Source organism: Marivirga arenosa (assembly GCF_030503875.2).
GTDB lineage: Bacteria > Bacteroidota > Bacteroidia > Cytophagales > Cyclobacteriaceae > Marivirga > Marivirga arenosa.
In genome coordinates this window covers 3233567-3253914 of record NZ_CP129968.2, presented here as the reverse complement: position 1 = coordinate 3253914, position 20348 = coordinate 3233567, and the positions used below count along the sequence as shown (strand labels likewise).

The 20348-nt window shown below is 33.2% G+C and carries 16 protein-coding genes; 5 read left to right on the top strand and 11 right to left on the bottom strand.

Annotated elements, in window-relative coordinates; translation table 11 throughout:
• Positions 1-15 precede the first annotated feature (15 nt).
• On the top strand, positions 16-537 hold the full coding sequence (locus QYS47_RS13955) for a hypothetical protein (RefSeq protein ID WP_322346842.1): 522 nt from the start codon (positions 16-18) through the stop codon (positions 535-537).
• On the opposite strand, the gene QYS47_RS13950 is transcribed toward QYS47_RS13955, so the two are convergent.
• The 6 genes from QYS47_RS13950 to QYS47_RS13925 form a co-directional block, all read right to left on the bottom strand.
• A complete protein-coding gene (locus QYS47_RS13950) occupies positions 531-1442 on the bottom strand; it encodes a CPBP family glutamic-type intramembrane protease (protein ID WP_322346840.1) in 912 nt (303 codons plus the stop codon). The genes QYS47_RS13955 and QYS47_RS13950 overlap by 7 nt on opposite strands.
• A gap of 22 nt (positions 1443-1464) precedes the next feature.
• Positions 1465-2376: a DUF3078 domain-containing protein gene (locus tag QYS47_RS13945; protein WP_322346838.1), complete on the bottom strand. Its 912-nt coding sequence runs from the start codon at positions 2374-2376 to the stop codon at positions 1465-1467.
• Between the two features lie 30 nt (positions 2377-2406).
• Positions 2407-2823, bottom strand: a complete 417-nt coding sequence (locus tag QYS47_RS13940; RefSeq protein WP_302101599.1) for a response regulator — start codon at positions 2821-2823, stop codon at positions 2407-2409.
• 176 nt (positions 2824-2999) lie between these two features.
• Entirely contained in the window at positions 3000-5036 is a 2037-nt protein-coding gene (locus QYS47_RS13935) for a LysM peptidoglycan-binding domain-containing protein (RefSeq protein WP_322346835.1), read from the bottom strand.
• Positions 5033-5677: an O-methyltransferase gene (locus QYS47_RS13930; protein WP_322346832.1), complete on the bottom strand. Its 645-nt coding sequence runs from the start codon at positions 5675-5677 to the stop codon at positions 5033-5035. Before QYS47_RS13930 ends, QYS47_RS13935 begins: the two co-directional genes overlap by 4 nt.
• 1 nt (position 5678) lies before the next feature.
• Complete coding sequence (locus QYS47_RS13925) at positions 5679-6917, bottom strand: M16 family metallopeptidase (RefSeq protein WP_322346829.1); 1239 nt, start codon at positions 6915-6917, stop codon at positions 5679-5681.
• 119 nt (positions 6918-7036) lie between these two features.
• Between QYS47_RS13925 and QYS47_RS13920 the strand changes: the two genes are divergently transcribed.
• The gene (locus tag QYS47_RS13920) at positions 7037-8170 is read left to right on the top strand and encodes a glycosyltransferase family 4 protein (protein WP_322346827.1); all 1134 of its coding nucleotides are present in this window, start codon (positions 7037-7039) and stop codon (positions 8168-8170) included.
• Positions 8171-8174: 4 nt separating this feature from the next.
• On the opposite strand, the gene QYS47_RS13915 is transcribed toward QYS47_RS13920, so the two are convergent.
• The 3 genes from QYS47_RS13915 to QYS47_RS13905 are packed head-to-tail and all read right to left on the bottom strand — an operon-like array spanning position 8175 to position 12823.
• Positions 8175-9173 carry a hypothetical protein gene (locus QYS47_RS13915; protein WP_322346825.1) on the bottom strand — a complete coding sequence of 333 codons (999 nt, stop codon included), beginning with the start codon at positions 9171-9173 and terminating at the stop codon, positions 8175-8177.
• Position 9174: 1 nt separating this feature from the next.
• Positions 9175-10383, bottom strand: a complete 1209-nt coding sequence (locus QYS47_RS13910; RefSeq protein ID WP_322346823.1) for a glycosyltransferase family 4 protein — start codon at positions 10381-10383, stop codon at positions 9175-9177.
• Positions 10384-10402: 19 nt separating this feature from the next.
• Positions 10403-12823: a glycoside hydrolase family 31 protein gene (locus QYS47_RS13905; RefSeq protein ID WP_322346821.1), complete on the bottom strand. Its 2421-nt coding sequence runs from the start codon at positions 12821-12823 to the stop codon at positions 10403-10405.
• 227 nt (positions 12824-13050) lie between these two features.
• Here QYS47_RS13905 and QYS47_RS13900 point away from each other — a divergent pair, with 227 nt between their 5' ends.
• Positions 13051-14874 (top strand): glycosyltransferase, encoded by a 1824-nt coding sequence (locus tag QYS47_RS13900; RefSeq protein WP_308356100.1) that lies wholly within the window; start codon positions 13051-13053, stop codon positions 14872-14874.
• Between the two features lie 19 nt (positions 14875-14893).
• Positions 14894-16399, top strand: a complete 1506-nt coding sequence (locus QYS47_RS13895) for a DUF4301 family protein (RefSeq protein WP_322346819.1) — start codon at positions 14894-14896, stop codon at positions 16397-16399.
• A gap of 37 nt (positions 16400-16436) precedes the next feature.
• Here the strand turns inward: QYS47_RS13895 and QYS47_RS13890 are convergent, their stop codons facing one another.
• On the bottom strand, positions 16437-17675 hold the full coding sequence (locus tag QYS47_RS13890; protein WP_322346817.1) for a BaiN/RdsA family NAD(P)/FAD-dependent oxidoreductase: 1239 nt from the start codon (positions 17673-17675) through the stop codon (positions 16437-16439).
• Positions 17676-17693: 18 nt separating this feature from the next.
• The gene (gene pgi, locus QYS47_RS13885) at positions 17694-19346 is read right to left on the bottom strand and encodes a glucose-6-phosphate isomerase (protein ID WP_322346815.1); all 1653 of its coding nucleotides are present in this window, start codon (positions 19344-19346) and stop codon (positions 17694-17696) included.
• Between the two features lie 238 nt (positions 19347-19584).
• Between pgi and QYS47_RS13880 the strand changes: the two genes are divergently transcribed.
• A complete protein-coding gene (locus tag QYS47_RS13880) occupies positions 19585-20283 on the top strand; it encodes a 3'-5' exonuclease (protein WP_322346814.1) in 699 nt (232 codons plus the stop codon).
• Positions 20284-20348 lie beyond the last annotated feature (65 nt).

The following is a 20348-nucleotide window of genomic DNA, read 5'->3' as shown; positions in this document are numbered from 1 at the left end:
TCCATTGCTGACCAGATGGCTGCTAAGGCCAGACAGAATAAGCCATTAAAGTCATCTCCTTCAATTCCAAAGCCAGGAGAGTCCGTTCAGAAAAAAACTGAAGAGAAAAAACCTAATCCAATAGTTGGTACTTCTTCTGAAGAATCATCTGAAGAAATGAGTACATCAACTGTTCAGAAGCTAGATTTAAATGCAGAGGAGTTAAAGAAAGTAGTAAATCAGTTCGTTGAGCAAAATAAAGTAGGACCTTTAGTTGAGAACTCATTAAAAAACTCCATTCACTTAGAAGAACAGATGATTACGGTTGAATTATCAAATCCCGTTGAGGTTGATGGTATTGAAAAAATAAAGGCTGATTTTCTAAACTTTATTCGAGCTAAATTTCAAAATCAGGAAATTCAATTGCAACATCATGTGAATATCGAGAAGGCAGCAGAAAGGCCATACACTCCAAAGGAGAAATTTGATGCTATGATGAAGGAAAATCCTCTTCTTGGTAAATTGCGAGATACTTTCGGCTTGGATCCTGATTATTGATTTTTAATTATTTTAATGAGATGATACTGAAGAATAGAATCACTATTTAAATCTAAGTTTTTCATCTCCAAAGAGATATTGTAATATTTATAGTTCTCTTTTTTGTCAATCTTTTCCCAACCTAGTCTATTAGCTATATAATTATAGCTTGCATATTGCGTGTTAACAATATTTTTAAAATCAAAATCAGAAGTATCTTCAACTTTTGATTCGTTGTTGTACTTGTTTTCTGCGACTTCTATATTAAGTTTAAAATCTGAGTTGTTAATAGAAACTTCCTGATTTAAGTGTGTAGAAAAAGCAAGAATTGTTAAAACAGTATTATAAATTGCATGATGTAGAAAAGCCCATCCGAAACCTAGTTTTATTCTTAAGTATCCTAATATTGTACCACCAATAATTTGAGGGGCTACAAGCAAGGGTAATAGAATCCATATCAAAATGGATTTTTCTTGAAAATTAAAAATATGGACAAAACCGAACGCTATTACAAAAAGGTAAAAAAATATTCTGAAATGCTTTAACCAAAAATTTTCAACTCTCTCTTTCCCAATAAAAAGACCAATAAATTTAAATAAATAGTTTCTTTTATAATGAAGCGGAAGCCTAAAAATAATTTCTTCTATAAGAGGGGATAGAATACCACCTGCTAATATGAGTATAATAATCCCATATTCATTGGCAATGTTTGAAACAGAATGGTTATTTAAATCGATATTACTAAATTCTTCTAATATGTATAAAAGAAATAGAATAGGGGAAATTATTATCGCATCTATTAACAAAAAAATAAACAGCTTACTCCATTTACTTTCAGAGTCATCTGCACTTTTGTTTGGGTTCGGTTCTGGGTTTTTAAGGAAAGCCACGTATTCCTTAAAATTGGTTCTAATAAGGTTGAGCAAAATTGATTAACAAGTTTGATAGTTAATAAGGTAGTTTGATATTTAAGCCTATATTCATTACACTTTTGAATTGAATGCCGGGTACGTATCGGAACTCTCCTAAAGCTTCATTAATTACAATTTCTTTAGATTTAATATCATCATCATAAATTAATTGGGTGCTATATGAAGCAGATAAGAAACTGTTGATTTTAAAGATTAATGCAGTTTCCCAATTAATGTCAATATTTCCTAATTTTTCATAATCAGCAAACATATTCAGGTTTGTAGACAGGTTTACGTTCTCCCAAATGTCTTTTTGGAAAGATGAAGAAAAGTTAATACCCCCTTGGAATCTTGTGGTTTCACCTATTTCAACGCCATAAGCCCCAGCGTTAGATAGGCTATCATCCGTTACAATTGTTGTTTTAGATGAAAGTGGAGAAAAAGAAGCTGAAAATATTTCTTTGTATCGATAGGTAAGGCCAATATTAGCTAAGAGAAAACCAGGCGCTAAAAATCTCGAAATTACTTCGTTTTCCTCATTCAGACCTTCATCAAATTGGGTCCTAAAATCAACCATTCCTGAGATGAAAATTCTTTTCTTTAGCTGTCTACTATACCTTGAAGTTAAAATTATATTATCATCTGTTTTGATAAAAGGATTTTCATTTTCTCCTTGTCTTAGTAAACCATAGGCTAAATCTAATCTATTGCTCCAAGCATTTTTACCCTTTTCATAATTTGCTTTGAAGTTTGATAGTCCTCCAATGGATATAGAGCTTTTACCTCCACCATTCCAGTTGGTTAGATCAACCTGAGAAAAATTTATGTTAATTAAACCGCCTTTATCCCAATATGAAGTGTCAGTGTTTGCAGCAATACTATCAGTTTGTGCTATAGCATTTGTTGCACTCACTAAAATCAGAAAAATAATAGCTTTAATTATTTTCATAGCCAGAAAATGTTGATGTTGATTTAAAAATTAGCTTAAATCCAAAGAACGAATCTCGTTAAGAGCGTTCTCAGTAAGCGGTTTGGTAATGAATTTAATTACATGATCGTTGTTTACGATCTTATCTATATCTCTTTTGTTATCTGAACTGGATAGAATTATAACTTTACATTTATCTTTTACAATGTCAGAGAATTTTTCGAATTCATACAGAAATACGAATCCATCAACTATAGGCATGTTGATATCAAGAAAGATGATGTTAGGGAGTTTGTCAGGATCATTTTTATGATCTTCTAAATATTCTAAGGCACTTTTACCTGAATTTTTAATTTCGACATATTTTGCGAATTCCGTTATTTCTATGATACGCTTGCTGATGAAGTTATCAGTATCATTGTCATCGACAAGCATCACTAAATCAACAGTTTTTGTAGCTGTTACCATGTAATTTACCCTTGTAATCTAATTGATCAACTTTCTTATTACTCTGTTTAGAGTTATTTCTAAACATAAGTAAAGTTTTTTTTATTTGAAACATAATTCTATCGAAATACACTATTTTTTCGATAGATGCCACAAATGTAAGACAATGTAGTTAAGAATTAATGTAATTGTTTCTTTTATTTCTGTTTGATTAGAATTAATTCACCTTCTTTTAAGGTGTAATCATTTTTGTTATTCCACTCCATTATATCTTTTAAGCTAACATTATATTTTCTTGCTAACGCATACATTGTATCTCCAGATTCTACTTTATGTTCAATGGCCTTTGAATCATTTGATTGGTCAGCTGCCTCTGAAACGCTGTTTTTCATAGCTTCATCATCAGTTTGACTTTCCTCTTTTGAAGGGTTTTCAAAATATTCTACTTTATTTACTTTAATAATCTGACCAATTGAAAGGGTGTCTCTAATGTTTAATTCGTTGACGCTTAAAAGATTAGATATTTTCATGTTAAAGCGGTTAGCAATAGAGAAAAATGTATCCCCTTTTCTTATTGTATATTCCATCAAATCAGCTTGAACAGACTCATTTTCATTTTCGAATTCAATATCCTCTTCTTTGCTTGACTCTTCAATTATATTTTTACCTACTTCAACTTCTGTAGAATCAATATCTTCTGTCTTTTCTTCTATTAATACAGTATCTACTTCTGTGCTATTGCTATCGGATAAGGTTTCAGAAATAAGTGAATCTGATGAAGAAATCACTATTGAATCTTTAAGTTTTCCATGAATTGGGTTGATAGTATTTTTCGATGAATCATGATTATTGTGAATTGTATCTGGCTGTTGTTCATTGATGACAGTTTCTATCACTTCTTGCTGTTTTGGCTCATCTTTCTCTACTTTAGGTGCTGTTCTGTATTCAATTTCTACGTTAGCAGGACGATTTTGTCTTAACCATAATACTCTGCCTACTCTCGGTTGAGCAGGTGGTTCCATTCTATTTTTCCTATATAGTTTCTTAAGTTTTACTCCATATTTCTGACTGATATCCCACATTGTTTCACTTTCAGTAACTGTATGATAATAAAATTTAGCTCGATTTCTTTTTCTTCTTAAATAGTAAATTCTTCCTGTTGTTAACTCCTCTCTGATTTTAAGGTCGTTAAACTTTCTAAATTTATATTGTTCTATTCCTGCCACTTCAGCTAATTTCTGAACTGTATAACCAGCTGGAGCATAAATTCCGTCTAATCCATTTATTTCTACCTTATGGGGGATAGATCGATCAGATTTACTAGGGTAGTGGTCTACTAAGGGAAATTTTTGCTGCTCTTTATCATTTATATCTCCTGGTAAATGATCTAACTCAGCTTCTTTTTGATTCTGTAATTTGGTTATCTTTTCAAGATTACTCAGTGGAACAACAATAGTATATTCCTTATCCTCAGGGATTTTGCTTCTTTTTAACCATTTATTATATTCAACAAGAAGTTCATAGGGTACTTCTTCCTGTTTCGCAATAGTTTTTAGGTTGTCGGATTTTTTTGAGGATACTTCTTTTAAATAGTAGGGAGTTTTAGATGTTCCTAATACATTTTCAAACGCCACTTTATGAGCAAGATATTTTTTCAAATACCAATACGTTTCACTAGTTATCTTTAGTTTATCTTTCCCGAAATTGCTTTCATCTACCACATCCATAGCGCCACCACGGCCTCTTTGATAAGCGATTAAGGCATAGGCCCAATTGTCGAAATATTCATTATGACTTTTTAAGTAATTTGCAGCAGCACGGCTAGAGGAAACGATATTCATTCGCTCGTCAACATAGCGATCTATTCTTAAGTTATTTTCTAAACCCGATATTTCCTTAAACTGCCAAAAGCCTACAGCATTACTGCTAGAAACAGCGTCTGATACTAATGCACTTTCTTGAATTACTAAATATTTAAAGTCCTCAGGTAAGCCTTCTTCTTGAAAAATTCTTTCGATTATAGGCATGTACATATCTACCCTTTCCAGTTTTTTCTGAAAGTATTTTTCACTTCTTGTTAATGCATCTACATCTGCTTGAATGTCACGAATTGCATCGGAGGTTAATCTTAAATCCATATTAGCAAATGCAATTCTTGAGGGAACTTGTTGAGCATTTGCAATAAAGCACAATGGATAAATAAATAGTAATAGTAAAGGGAATTTCAATCTCATTTTTTTCTTAAAATCATTAAGCCATCTCTTATTGGAAATAGTACATTTTGTACACGCTCATCTTTATGTACAAATTCGTTAAAATTAAGCATAGCTTCTGTATCTTTATCAAGCTTTTTTCTGTTTTTTTCTAAAACTTTCCCGCTCCATAAAACATTGTCAACTAGAATGTAACCTCCGGTTTTAACCTTGTCTATACAGTTGTCATAATAGTTTTGATAATTTGATTTATCAGCATCAATAAAAACCATATCCCATTCAACATCCAGCTTTGGCACAATATCTAATGCTTTACCTATCTTTAACTCTATTTTATCTGCAAAATCAGATTCATTAAAATATTCTGTTAGTCGGTCTTTCAATTCTTCATTAACATCTACCGTAATGAGTTTACCATCATTTTGAAGACCTTCAGCCATACATAATGCAGAATAACCAGTGTAGGTGCCTATCTCTAATATGTTTTTAGGTTGAATCATGTGAGAAATCATGGAAAGTACTCTACCCTGTAAATGCCCACTTAACATTCTGGGTTTTAAAACTTCAGTATGCGTTTCTCGATTTATTCTATAGAGAAGCTCATTTTCATTTTCGGTATGAGCTTCAACATATCTCTCTAAGTCTGGGTCTAGAAATTCCATTTCATCTTCTTTTAGCTGTATAGGTTAAGATACTTAATCTATTCTCATTAAAAATTTCATGGGCAGTGTCTTGTAAGTCAGAAGCCGAAATATTCCTTATCTGATTAAATAACTCATCTAAGGATTCAATTTTATCTTTATCTAATAAACTCCTGCCTAACATGAGCATATAATTCATATTGTTCTCCTCTGCCATTGCTAATTGCCCCATAAGTTGCTGTTTGGCTACATGAAGTTGCATGCTGCCTAAAGGCTTATTTTGTAATTTTAATAATTCCTTTTTTACAAGCTTTATACTTTTCGGCAGTTGACCTGGGTCTGTCCCGAAAAATATGCTGAATAGGGCAGTATCAGTAAACGGATGATAACCGGCATCAATTGCATAAACAAAGCCATATTTCTCCCTTAAGGCCATATTTAATCGGCTGTTCATGCCAGGTCCGCCAAGGATATTCACTAACATAAAAAAGGCTAGCCGTTTTGGATGATGAATAGGATAGGCGGTAGTGCCTATAGCACATTGCGATTGCGATATTTCTTTATCGAAATTTAATCGTCTTGGTAAATAGTGATCAAAACTTATTCTTTCTCTTTGCCTTTTGTGATGTGCAATAGGCTCTAAATATTTTTTTATGAAACGATCTAATTTCTTTTCTGAAATATTTCCTACAATAGAAAACACTATCCTTTGAGTATCTAAATTTTCTTCTAAAAATTCCAAGAAATGATTTCTGTGGAAGCTTTTCAGGCTCTCTTCAGTACCTAAAATGTTATTTCCCAATGGATGACCTGAAAATACTAAGGCGTCAAATTGGTCTTGTATATCATCTTCAGGAGAATCTTTATACATGGCCATTTCTTCCAAAATCACTTGTCTTTCCTTTTCGATTTGTTTTTCCGGAAATATGGATTCAAAAGTAATATCTACAAGTAAGTCTATCGCTTTATCAAGATATTGCTCTAATACCGAAGCGTGAAAAAATATTTTTTCTTTGGTGGTGTAGGCATTTAACTCACCCCCAACAGAATCGAGCCTATTTAGAATATGAAAAGTTTTGCGCTTTTTAGTCCCTTTAAAAGCCATATGCTCCCAAAAATGAGCAATACCGACTTGATGTGGTTTTTCATCGCGACTCCCTATATCTAATGCGAAACCACAGTGAACAATTTTTGAATTGCTAACAGGTTGATGTATAACCCTGATTCCGTTTTCTAAAGTCTTAATATTATATAAATTCATTCATTCCCCACTTAGCTGCAAAACTACAATTATCTTTCTTTTTAATGAAGTAATGAGTAGGACAAAGGAAATTTTATTTAGTTTTGGGCAAAATCAAATTAAGGATTTAATTTTTTAGTATGCATATAGCTTTCGAAGCCAAACGTGCTTTTAACAATTTTACCGGTTTAGGGAATTATAGTCGATTTGTTATTTCTTCATTAAGAAAATACTACCCTGATGAAGAATACTCAATATTTACTCCAAAATTAACTGAGCATTCGGAAGCATTAAGTTTCTTTAAAGAAAATAAGGAATCAACCATTCAACCATCAGGATTATGGAAGTTAGGCAGTTTAAAAAATGTTTGGAGATCAAAAAGAATTGGGCGAATTGCTGAAAAACACGATGTGGATGTTTTTCATGGTTTGAGCAATGAATTGCCTAGTGGCCTTAAAAATTCTACTAAAAAAGTTGTTACAATTCATGATTTAATTTTTTTAAGGTATCCTGAGTTTTATCCGTTAATTGATAGGAAAATCTATAAGAAGAAGTTTAAATCAGCTTGCAATAATGCGGATGAAGTAATTGCTGTAAGTGAGCAAACTAAGCAGGATATAATTGAATTTTTTGGTTACCCTGAAGACAAAATAAGCGTTGTGTATCAGGGTGTTCATCCTATTTATAATCAAGAATTAAAGACGAGAAGATTATTGTATCTCCTCGATCATTATAATTTACATCAGCCTTATTTTTTATATGTAGGCTCTATTGAGGATAGAAAAAATGCTAAAGATTTAGTGATGGCATTTAAGTTGGTACTAAATCAGGTAAAAGATGATTTATTACTCCTTATTGTTGGCAAGAAAACAGCCTATCAAGCAGAGGTCGAAAAGGAAATTACTAATCTGGGATTAGACCATAATGTCAGGATATATAATAAAACACCTTTTTCTGATCTTCCATATCTTTATAAAGGTGCTTTAGCTTCAGTTTACCCTTCTAGTTTTGAAGGGTTTGGAATCCCAGTTTTAGAGTCATTATCAGTGGGAACTTCTGTTGTTGCGGGAAATCAATCAGCCATGCAGGAAGCAGGTGGGCAGCATGCTTTATATGCTGATCCTAAAAATCATGAGAGTTTAGCTAGTCAAATGATTAAATTAGCCGAAGACAATAATTTTAATGAGCAATTATTGAATAATGTAGAATCTCATCTTGCTAAGTTTACTCAAGAGAAAATTGCTCTTGATTTAATGAAAATCTATAAGAAATAAATTTTTAATTTCTATTTCGTAGACTAATATCTGTAATCCAGTTCATGCTACTAATGAAATTATTATATCCTTCTTCCTTGGTGGTTTGATTAACTTGTAACAAATGATCTGGTTGTACTAATAACATTAATAATTTTAAATCTTCCTCTTTTAGTTTTGAGGCATGTTCTTTCACCAGATTTGAGATCTGTTTTAGTAATGCCTTTTGTAAAGGGTTGTTTGTATAATCTGGAATTTTATGTTGCCAAGATGGCGAACTTAAGGGAAGGCTCACTGCATATACAGAATGCTCTTCTTCGGATTGATGCATGAACAATTCTTGCATTTGGTGACTATTTCCTAATTTATCATCAATCAAATTCGCTTCATAAGCACTTCCGTAAGCATTTATGAGGCTAATTTGAAAATCATCAGGCCCATCACCATTTGATAGCAATACATTGAACTTTTTTTTAGTGTTTGAACGATAGACTTGGCCTGAGTGCTTACCAGCTAGATGCCATGGGTTTGCAGTAGCTATGATTGCTTGATAGCCCATGCTGCTTATGATTTCAGCAACTGTATCGTCATACAGACAGGCAGTATTAATAAATAAGCCAGGTCTAGGATCAAAGAAATTTTGTAATCCTTTAAGATATAATTCAGCTTCTTTCCTGAAAAGAATAGGAGAACATAAATAACTAAAGGAATGAAAGTAGCATGACCCAATGACCTGAATTTTACCCTTGTTTACTGCTTTCGTAATTTCTAGCAAAGTATTATTGTCTTCTTTTTTTAGAGCTTCTAAAAAGGGTATGCTAAAATAGATGATAGGAAATTGATCTTCCTTAGCCATTTTTAAAACCTTTTTCAGCTGCGGCAGAATATTACTTTGAAAGTTTGACTTGAATTGACCAGTACTCTTAGACTCATCTATTGCCTCAACACCTTTTCCAATATCCAGAAATGATAATTCCTTTAATTTTAAAGGATGATTAAAATGTATGATTTGGTAATTATCCATTTTATAAAACCTCCTTTATACTGTCAAGTATTTCATTTGATACATGCTCCCAGTTTCTAGTTTTTACGAGTTCTGCATTCTTTTCGGCAACTTCTTTAAATTTATTTTTATGATTTATTACGTTTCTTATAGCAATAACAAAAGCTTCAATGTCATTCTCTTCAGCAGTTTGAACGTATTCAAGCACCTCATTTACACCACAATTAGTTGAAGTTACAATTGGAACTTTTAAACTTGTTGCTTCCAATGCTGCCAATCCAAAAGGTTCGGAGATTGATGGCATAACCATTACATCTGATGATTGCATAACTGAAAATAAGTCTTCTTGGGGAATATGACCAGTAAAATGTATCTTATCTAATAAATTACTTTCATTGGCCTTAGCAATCAATTCTTCCATTAGCTCACCTTGGCCACTTATAATAAAGCGAATATTCTCTTCCTTTTCAGCCAATACTTTTGCAATTTCTAAAAAGGTATCTGCTCCTTTTTGAACACAAAGTCTACCTGAAAAGAGAATTATATGTTCATTGAATGGAGTTTGGTAATTTGATACCTTCATAGGAGCTAATCCATGATGTATCACCTTAATTTTAGATTCAGCAATTCCGTATTCTTCAACCATCACATTTTTATGGTAATGGCTCACTGCAATCACTAAATCAGCTTTTTGCATTCCTTCTTTTTCCAAATCAAATAACCATGAATTGGTCTTTTTACCGCTTCTATCATAATCTAATGCATGAACATGCAAAACAAACGGTTTCTTGAATAGCTCTTGTAATTTTATAGAAGATGGAATTGCGGTCCAGTCGTGAGCATAAATAACATCAAAATCTAGATTTCTACTTTTTGAAATTATTCTTTGGCTAAAATCTTCTAAAGCTTCATGGATGGATAAATCAATATTTTCATTGTAATGCTCTTCAACTTCAACTCCGGAAGCATAAAAATATGGATTTAATTTACTTTTGATAGATAAATGGACTAGATCAGCATTAATCTGCTTTCTATTCGTTAAGGTTTGCTGATTCATATGTGCCACCTCACTTTGCTCATATTCTTGTTCTACCACTTCTTCAGCCTCTTGTACAGCAAAAAGTTTTAAGTGAACCTTTTTAGCAAGATTTTCTGCTATATGATAGCAAGCTATTCCTAATCCACTATTCTGAGGATTTGGTTTACCGGGGCCTATCATTAAAATTTCCATCTTCTTAGTTTTAAGGTTTTTAGCTATGTATTATTAATGTAGTAAATTCTCGTTGCACTACGAAAGATCTGCTTCCATTTAAATTGATATCTACATCATCTACTATTACTCTTGATATAGTTTCGAATCCATGAAGATTTATTTCAAAGCCGGAAGAGCCTGATTCAAACTCTGAATCCAATATGTGCTCTAACTTAATTCCATTATCAATAGGTTTTTGAATAAATGTATGCCATGTGCTGATTCCCATTTCATGATCTTTGGTTAAACCATCATCTTCATAAAGTTCACTTTTGGTTTCAGAAAGAGCCTTGTAAAGATGTAACTTTATATTTTCAGGGATGAATTCATCTACATATTGCATTTTGTCTTGCATAGGAATCACAGCACCTTCTTTTACAAAAAGTGGAATTTGATCTAAAGGTGTCAATACTTTAACTTCTTTTTTGCCATATACCAATTCATCAGTCCAGTAATTGTACCAGTTACCCTCAGGGATGTAAACAATTCTATCTTTTACTTTTGGCTCCGATACTGGGCAAATTAAAAGGTGATTTCCTAATAGGAATTCCTCTTCTCTGTCCAAAGTCTCAGTATCATGCTGATAAGCCATTGAAATGGATTTCAACATTGGAGTAGCATATTCGGTATATCTCCAGAATGTAGTGTAGATGTAAGGCATTAACTCATATCTAAATTCAATGAATCTTCTAACTATATTGAGATACTTTTCTTCAAATTGCCAAGGTTCTTTGTCTCCATGATCTCCTGATGAGTGCGTTCTGAAAAACGGATGGAATGTGGCCATTTGTATCCATCGAGTATATAATTCTCCATCAGGTGAACCTATAAATCCGCCTACATCTGATCCTGCAAATGAAACTCCAGAAGCACTTAATCTCTGGCATTGGATATTCGCAATCCTCAAATGTTCCCATGATGCTAAATTATCACCTGTCCATACTGAACTATATCTCTGAACACCTGCATAAGCAGAGCGCGTGATAGTAAAGCTTCTGTTATTTCCTGCAAATTGATCTAGTCCTTCGTAGGTAGCTCTGGCCATTTGCATTCCATAAACATTATGCCCTTTTCTATGGCTGCAAGGATGTCCATCATAATCATGTCTTACATCTCTTGGAAAAGTACCTTCTTCAAAAACAGCAGGCTCGTTCATATCATTCCATACTCCGGCTACTCCATCTTGCGATAATCCACCAAATAAACCTGACCACCATTTTCTAGCTGCAGGATTGGTGAAGTCTGGGAAATGACATGGACCAGGCCAAACGCTACCTTTTAATCTGGCGCCATCCATTCTTTGGCAAAAATAGTTGTGGTGAACACCTTGTTGGTAAACCGTATAAAGTGGATCTATCTTTATTCCAGGATCTATAATTACAATGGTTTTAAAACCATCATTTTTGAGATCCTCAATCATTTTTTTAGGCTGCGGAAATCGTTCATTATTCCATGTAAAACATCGGTATCCATCCATATAATCAATATCAAGATGAATAACATCACATGGAATTCTTTTCTCTCGGAAAGTTTTCGCTAATTCTCTCACATTGCTTTCAGGATAATAACTCCATTTACTTTGATGATAGCCTAATGCCCATTTAGGAGGTAGGGGAGATTTACCTGTTAAGGTAGTGTATTGCTGCACTACGTGTTCTAATTGCGGGCCATAGATAAAATAGTATCTCATTTCACCGCCTTGTGCCCAGAAGCTTAAAGCTTCTTCTCTTTCATGTCCAAAATCGAAGAAAGTTCTAAATGAGTTATCCAAAAAAATACCATATCCCTGTCCATCAGTCAAGCCCATAAAAAAGGGAATGTTTTTATAGACAGGATCAGTATCATTTCCATATCCATAGCAATCAGTTCCCCATAATTCCCGTCTGGTACCATTTAGATTTAATCGCCCTGTTTTATCCCCTAAGCCATAATATTTTTTGTTCTTAGCAGATTTTAAAGTAGAAATCACAACATGTCCGCCAAATCTTTTTTCTTCCTTCCAATGATAGCCTTTTTCGTCTTCTACTAAAACTTTATCATTCTGGTCTAAAATCTTTATAGTAGCGTCTGATTTATCAATAAAGCATTTTAATACTTCGGTTTTAATCAATAAACATTTATCCTGAGCTTCAAAATCATAGTGATTGTTTTCAACTTCAAATTCAGGATCGATTGCATAGGAAAAATCATCCTCGAAGTAGCCATCGTTAGCGTATCTAAACTTTAGAATTTTTGGACTGATAATGGATATTTCCATTGTGGAATGCTGTGCATATATTCTAAGTTTTCCTTTCTTTTGCTTCCAGCTAATTATCCCACCAGGATAATATTCTTCCTCTTGTTTCTCCTGAAATTTTTCTATGTAGTTGCCTTCAAAATCCTTAGTAGACTCTTGGGCGGTATCTTTTTGCTCTTCCATATTAATGTATTAGTATTTAGCTTTTTAGAGCTAATATTTGATACAAATTAACTACTTATTGTAATTTTTACACTAAGTATTTTGCTTATTTTTTTATAAATTAAGTTTTATAAATAAGGATGCAATAATTAAACCCTTAATTACTGTTTTTTTAGCTATTCCATCTTTATTTCAGATTATTCTTATAAATTGATAAATCTGGTTTATTCTATGGAAAATCTCATATAATGAAAGAAAATAATAGCATTGACAACAGTCAACACATTTTGACTGAAATAGCCTGGGAGGTATGTAATCAAGTTGGAGGAATTTACACTGTTATTAGGTCAAAAGTCCCTACAATGGTTAAAAATTGGGGCAATAATTATTTGTTGTTAGGGCCATATGCTCCAAAAGAAGCGGCTACTGATTTTGAAGAGGCTGCTTTTGGACATGCTGTTATTGATGAGGCGCTGGAAGTTTGTAGACAAAAGGGATTAAATATTAAATCTGGTTATTGGTTGGTTTCGGGCAGGCCCCAAACACTTTTATTCGATCACAAATCTGTATTTCATGAACTAGGAAATATCAAGTATTATTACTGGCAAAATCATGGTATTGATTTTAAAAATTATGATCCTTTGATGGATGAAGTGCTTGCTTTTGGTTATATGGTTCACATATTCTTATCTGAATTAACACGAGTGGCCTTAGATAAAAAAATCAAACCTTTAGCTCATTTTCACGAGTGGATGGCAGGGTCAGCGATTCCAAACTTAAGAAAAGATCAAGTTCCATTACAAACCGTATTTACAACGCATGCTACCTTATTAGGTAGATATTTAGCAATGAATGATCCAAACTTTTATGATCATCTTCCATTTTTAGATTGGCATAAAGAAGCGGTTCATTTTAATGTGGAAGCTAATGTAAAATTAGAGCGAGCCTGTGTTCATGGAGCCCATGTGTTTACTACTGTAAGTGAGGTGACAGGTAAGGAGTGCTTTCATTTGTTAGGACGAAATCCGGATAAAATTCTTCCTAACGGTTTAAACATTGAGCGTTTTTCCGTGTTGCATGAAGTACAGAATTTGCATCATAAGTATAAGCAATTACTGGAGCAGTTTATAATGGGACACTTTTTTAAGAGCTATTCTTTCGACTTAAATAAAACCCTTTACTTTTTTACATCGGGTAGGTTTGAGTATTCAAATAAAGGCTATGATTTAACTCTTGAAGCTTTGGCGCGCTTAAATCATCGTCTCAAAGAGGCTAAGTCCCCATTGACTGTCGTTATGTTTTTTATTACTAAGCAGCCTATAACTTCAATAAACCCTGAAGTATTGAATGCCAGGGCTATGCTGGATAAAATAAACACAAATTCTAACGCTATCGTAGAACAAATTAAGAATAGGCTATACCGACAGGCTGCGGCAAGTACAGGTGACCATAAGCTTCCAAACCTGAATGATTTAGTGGATGATTATTGGAAACTAAGACATAGAAGGACAATTCAAACTTGGAAATCAGGTGGGTTGCCTCCCGTTGTGACGCATAATTTGGTGGATGATGAAAAGGATGCAATATTAAATTTTCTGCGTAGTTCAGATTTAGTGAACAAGGAATCTGATAAAGTAAAAGTAGTTTATCATCCAGATTTTATTTCCTCTACTAACCCATTATTTGGGATGGAGTATGACGATTTTGTACGTGCCTGCCATTTAGGGGTTTTTCCTAGTTATTATGAGCCATGGGGATATACTCCTCTTGAATCATTAGCACGTGGAGTAGCTTCGGTCACCTCTGATTTATCAGGCTTTGGGGATTACATGAAGAATGTAGAAATAGGAGATCGAAAACACGGAATGTTCATAGTAAAAAGAGCGAATAAGAGTTTTGATGAAGCAGCAGAGGAATTAACAAATGTCATGTGGGATTTTACTCAGATTACAAGCAGAGAACGAATAGATATGCGAAATAGATCAGAGGATTTATCTGAATTTTTTGATTGGAAAAACTTATATGAGGCCTACGAAAAAAGTTACAAAATGGCTTTAGAAACTTATTTTTAAAACTTTAGAACCAAAACAAATGGACAATCAATTAACTGAAGAAATAAAAAGAGCTGGAAAAGATGTTGAGGTGGTAGAAGAGCAATTAGGTAGATTTAAAAAAGGCTTTCCTTATTTAAATATTGATAGGCCTGCAGTTGTGGGGGATGGGCTTTTAAAATTATCAGAAAAGAGCATTGATGAATTTATATTGATTTTTGAAAATCAATCCAAAAAATACAATATGATTAAGTTTGTTCCGGCTAGTGGTGCTGCTAGCAGGATGTTCAAAAGATTATATGCCTTTTTGGAAGAAGATGAATCTATGGCTGAGAAAGATGATTTTCTAAAAACCTTCTTTACCAATATTCATAAGTTTGCTTTTTCGAAAACGTTAGATGAGAAGATGCAAGAAAGTGGGAACAGCTTGGATTCATCATTGAAAAATAAAGAGTACCATAAAATCATAAAATCTTTACTGCTTGAAGATGGATTGAATTACGGCAACCTTCCTAAAGGCTTATTAGATTTTCATGACTATAAATCTGGAGTAAAAACACCAGTAGGGGAGCACTTTACGGAAGGAGAGAATTACGCTAGAGGAGTTGAGGGAAAAGTAAGGTTACATTTTACAGTCTCACCTGAGCATCAGAAATTATTTGAAGAGCATGCAGCTCATGTTAGAAAGGGCTTTAATGATTTTGAAATAACCTTTTCGCAACAAAAACCTGAAACAGATACAATTGCAGTTAATCCAGATAATACGCCTTTTCATAATTCAGATGGAAGTTTATTATTTCGTCCAGCTGGTCATGGTGCTTTAATAGAGAATTTAAATGATTTGGATCACGATATCGTTTTTATAAAGAATATTGATAATGTAGTTCCAGATCATCTTAAATTAAATACTATCCATTATAAAAAAGCTCTGGCAGGTTTGCTGATGAGTGTTCAGAGTAAACTTTTTGGCTATCTCAATCAATTGGAAAGAAACATCAATGAATTAGAATTATTGGAAGTTGAGACTTTCGCTAAAAAGGAATTGTTCTTAGTTTTTAAAGATGATTATGATCAATTAGAATTTTCTGAAAAGGTTGGGTATTTACAATACTTACTCCACCGCCCTATTCGTGTATGCGGGATGGTAGAAAATACGGGTGAGCCAGGTGGAGGTCCTTTTTGGGTTAAAGAAAAAGATGGATCCTTGAGTTTACAAATAGCAGAAACTTCACAAATTGATCCCGACAATCCGGAAGCTCAAAAGGCACTTCAAAATGCAACTCATTTTAATCCTGTGGACTTGGTTTGCGGGATTAAAGATATGCATGGTAAAAAGTTTGATTTAATTAAATACAGAGATCCGGAAACTGGATTTATAACAAGTAAATCAAAAGATGGAAAAGAATTGAAAGCATTAGAACTACCAGGTCTTTGGAATGGTGCTATGTCAGATTGGATCACTCTTTTTGTAGAGGTTCCTTTGTCAACTTTTAATCCTGTGAAAACAGTTAATGATTTATTAAGAGAAGAACATCAAGCAGGATAGAGTGAAAAAATACATATCAAAAAGCTTCTTAATTAATTTAGGAAGCTTTTTTAGTTTTTAGACTTTCTGTAATTCCGTTTGCTGCTAAAAAAGAACTAGTCCAGGCTGCTTGAAAATTGAAACCACCCGTTATTCCATCAATATCTAAAACTTCACCCGCAAAATATACACCTGGGCACTTTCTACTTTCCATCGTTTGCATATTGATATCCCCAAGCTTTACACCTCCAGCAGTTACAAATTCTTCCTTAAAAGTAGTTTTACCAGAAGCTTCATATAAATCAGCAATCAGGTTATTAACCAATTTATTTAATTTTTTACCTGAGAAGTTATTCCAGCGTAAATCCTCATCTATTTCACATTCCTGCAACTGGTATTCCCAAAGCCGTTTCGGAAGATCAAAAGGATTACTATTAAACAGTTTCTTTTTAGGGTTTTCTGACTGAAATTTTGATAAATGATTTTTTACTTCTGCTTCATTTTTAAATCCAACCCAGTTAATAATTACAGAGTATTCGTAATTTTTTTCGTTTAGTATCCTGGCACCAAAAGCGGATAATTTCAGTACAGCGGGGCCACTTAGTCCCCAATGTGTAATTAATAATGGACCAGTATAAGAGAGCTTAGTTGTGGCAATTTTTACTTCTGCCTCAGCTACACTGATTCCTGAAAGTTTAGTGATATTTGATTGAGGTAAATTAAAAGTAAATAAGGAAGGTACAGGTACCGAAATATTATGCCCAAGCTTCTCTAGCCATTGAAAAGATTCTATCTTATTATGACCCCCAGTCGCTATTAATATTTTATCACATTCATAGCTAGAATTATTAGTATGAATAATGAATCCTTTAGCTGTTGGCTTAATTTCCTTTACGCCCTCTTTAGTCTTAATTTGAACGCCTAATTTATTGCACTCTTTCAAAAGGCAATCAATAATTGTTTGAGAGTCATCCGAAATGGGAAACATCCTGCCATCAGCTTCAGCTTTTGTTTTCACACCTCTGGATTCAAACCATTCAATAGTACTTTTTGTGCCAAAGGTTTCAAAAGCCTTTTTAAGCTTTTTATTACCTCGTGGGTAATTCTTAATCAACTCTTTAGGCTCAGAGATAACATTAGTCATATTACACCTTCCACCTCCAGAAATTTTCACTTTCGATAGAAGCTTTGATGACTTTTCTAATACTATAACTTCTGCTTCAGGATTTTGAGCAGCAATATTAATTGCTCCAAAAATTCCTGCTGCACCAGCTCCTATAACAACTATTTTAGTCAATGAATAATAAGGTTACGCTTAATTGTCTTTCATTCTTTTGTATTCATTGATCAACCCATTTGTAGAAGCATCATGACCAATTACTGGGTTGTCATGATCTAATTCAGGTAGAATAAGTCCAGCTAATTGTTTTCCTAGCTCAACACCCCACTGATCAAAACTAAATATATTCCATAAAATCCCTTGAACAAATATTTTATGCTCATATAATGCAATTAGGCTACCCAATGATTTAGGTGTCACCTTTTTTAATAAAATAGAGTTGGTTGGGTTATCTCCTTTAAATACTTTGAACGGCAATAATTTCTCAATTTCATCAGAACTCAAGCCTTTATTCTCTAATTCCTTTCTGGCTTCTTTCTCGGTTTTTCCATTCATTAAAGCTTCTGTTTGTGCAAAGAAATTAGCTAAAAGTTTTTGATGATGATCTCCGATAGGATTATGAGAATTAGCCGGAGCAATAAAATCACATGGTATCATTTTGGTACCTTGATGAATCAATTGATAAAATGCATGCTGACCATTCGTTCCAGGTTCACCCCAAACGATTGGTCCTGTTTGGTAATTCACTGGATTACCATTTCTATCGACTGATTTACCATTACTTTCCATATTTCCTTGTTGGAAATAGGCAGCGAATCTATGTAGATATTGATCATATGGTAAAATAGCTTCAGTTTCTGCATTGAAGAAATTATTATACCATAATCCGATTAGTGCCAAAATTACAGGGGCATTTTTTTCAAATGGCGTGCTTTGGAAATGATTATCCATTTCGTGAGCTCCTTTAAGGAGTTCTTCAAAATTATCATAGCCAATATTTAAGGCAATAGACAGACCTATGGCTGACCAAAGTGAGTATCTACCGCCAACCCAGTCCCAGAATTCGAACATATTGGCAGGATCAATACCAAACTTTTCAACCCCTTCCTTATTGGTGCTTAATGCAACAAAGTGTTTTTTAATATCAGGTTCATTTCCTCCATTTTCAAGAAACCAATTTCTAGCAGTATGTGCATTAGTCATGGTTTCCTGAGTAGTGAAGGTCTTTGATGCTATTAAAAATAAGGTGGTTTCAGGATCTATTTTCTTCAGAACTTCAGCAATGTGAGTAGCATCAACATTGGACACGAAATAACTTTCAATATCCTCAACTTTATAAGGTTTCAAAGCTTCGGTTACCATTACAGGCCCTAAGTCTGAACCACCAATTCCAATATTCACAATATGCTTAATTTCTTTACCTGTATATCCTTTCCACTCACCAGAATGAATTTTATTACTAAAATCCTTCATTTGCTTTCTAACCTTCTCAACTAGAGGCATTATATCATTTCCTGATTCATAAACAGCTTTACCAGAGAAATTTCTTAAAGCAGTATGAAGCACAGCTCGCTTCTCAGTTTGATTAATTTTATCTCCTGAAAACATTACTTCAATCTCTTCTTTCAATTTCATCTCTTCTGCAAATTGAAGTAAAAGATCTAAAGTGACTGAATTGATTTTATTTTTAGAATAATCTATAAATAAAGATTCTGTATTGATGGTGAATTTTTCAAATCTTCCTTTTTCCTGCTCAAACAGAGTCTTAAGATGAATATCTTTCACATTTTGAAAATGTTCATCTAGCTTTTTCCAATTAGATGTCTGAATAGGTGATATATATTTCATTCTAAATAATTTCTTTTCTAATAATAATCCGCAAAGTTAAAGCCTATCCATTAAAAAGATAACTTTAGATTACTTTTGTTTTAGCTATGTAAGTATTAGATGGTAATAAGTATTCCTATTGAACTAATAGAACAAACATTGATTATTTAAGACGAAATATTTGCTTTCGAAGCTATGTACTATTTATAGATGGAAATTTTGCATAAATTCAAATAGCTTTCAACCTAAAATAATAATCATGGCAATACTATTTATTGATATCGAGACAATTCCGCAGTCGCCAAATTATAACGCATTAAGTGAAAGAGAAAAGCAGTTATGGCAACACAAATCATCATTTTTTGCTAAAGAAAAAGAAACAGCGGAAGGGCTGTATGAAAGAGCAGGGATATATGCTGAATTTGGAAAAATAATTGTAATATCAATGGGCTGGATGTATGGAGAAGATGATAACCGAACCTTAAGACTTTTAACTCTTAAGAACCATAATGAAAAAGAGCTTCTAGAAGCACTAATTCAAGTATTACATAAAGTGGATAACTCTGACTCTTTAATTTGCGGTCATAATATCAAAGAGTTTGATATTCCTTATATTTGTAGAAGGATATTAATAAATGGATTAAAACTTCCCTCTATTTTAGACGTTGCATCCATGAAACCATGGCAAACTCCTTTTTTAGATACACTTGAGTTGTGGAAGTTTGGAGATCGAAAAAATTACACTAAGTTAGATTTATTGGCCCATATATTTGATTTGCCAACAAGCAAAGATGATATTGATGGAAGCCAAGTATATGAAGTTTATTATAAAGATGGTGATTTAAATAGAATTGCCGAATATTGTGAAAAAGATGTATTGCTCACTTCTCAATTGTACCTTAAGTTAAAAGGGCAGCCTATCTTGGAAAAAGAGCAAATCACTAAAGTTTCAGGATGATTGAATTATATTAATTCCTTCACAATGGCTTAATCTAATCCTGAGCTAAATATTTTAAATTTAAA

Coding starts and splice junctions, on each gene's coding strand:
- QYS47_RS13895 (WP_322346819.1), top strand. CDS start 14,894: ATGGACAATCAATTAACTGAAGAAATAAAAAGAGCTGGAAAAGATGTT.
- QYS47_RS13910 (WP_322346823.1), bottom strand. CDS start 10,383: ATGGAAATTTTAATGATAGGCCCCGGTAAACCAAATCCTCAGAATAGT.
- QYS47_RS13935 (WP_322346835.1), bottom strand. CDS start 5,036: ATGAGATTGAAATTCCCTTTACTATTACTATTTATTTATCCATTGTGC.
- pgi (WP_322346815.1), bottom strand. CDS start 19,346: ATGAAATATATATCACCTATTCAGACATCTAATTGGAAAAAGCTAGAT.
- QYS47_RS13940 (WP_302101599.1), bottom strand. CDS start 2,823: ATGGTAACAGCTACAAAAACTGTTGATTTAGTGATGCTTGTCGATGAC.
- QYS47_RS13955 (WP_322346842.1), top strand. CDS start 16: ATGGCTGCTAAGGCCAGACAGAATAAGCCATTAAAGTCATCTCCTTCA.
- QYS47_RS13915 (WP_322346825.1), bottom strand. CDS start 9,173: ATGGATAATTACCAAATCATACATTTTAATCATCCTTTAAAATTAAAG.
- QYS47_RS13905 (WP_322346821.1), bottom strand. CDS start 12,823: ATGGAAGAGCAAAAAGATACCGCCCAAGAGTCTACTAAGGATTTTGAA.
- QYS47_RS13925 (WP_322346829.1), bottom strand. CDS start 6,917: ATGAATTTATATAATATTAAGACTTTAGAAAACGGAATCAGGGTTATA.
- QYS47_RS13880 (WP_322346814.1), top strand. CDS start 19,585: ATGGCAATACTATTTATTGATATCGAGACAATTCCGCAGTCGCCAAAT.
- QYS47_RS13920 (WP_322346827.1), top strand. CDS start 7,037: ATGCATATAGCTTTCGAAGCCAAACGTGCTTTTAACAATTTTACCGGT.
- QYS47_RS13930 (WP_322346832.1), bottom strand. CDS start 5,677: ATGGAATTTCTAGACCCAGACTTAGAGAGATATGTTGAAGCTCATACC.
- QYS47_RS13945 (WP_322346838.1), bottom strand. CDS start 2,376: ATGAAAATAATTAAAGCTATTATTTTTCTGATTTTAGTGAGTGCAACA.
- QYS47_RS13900 (WP_308356100.1), top strand. CDS start 13,051: ATGAAAGAAAATAATAGCATTGACAACAGTCAACACATTTTGACTGAA.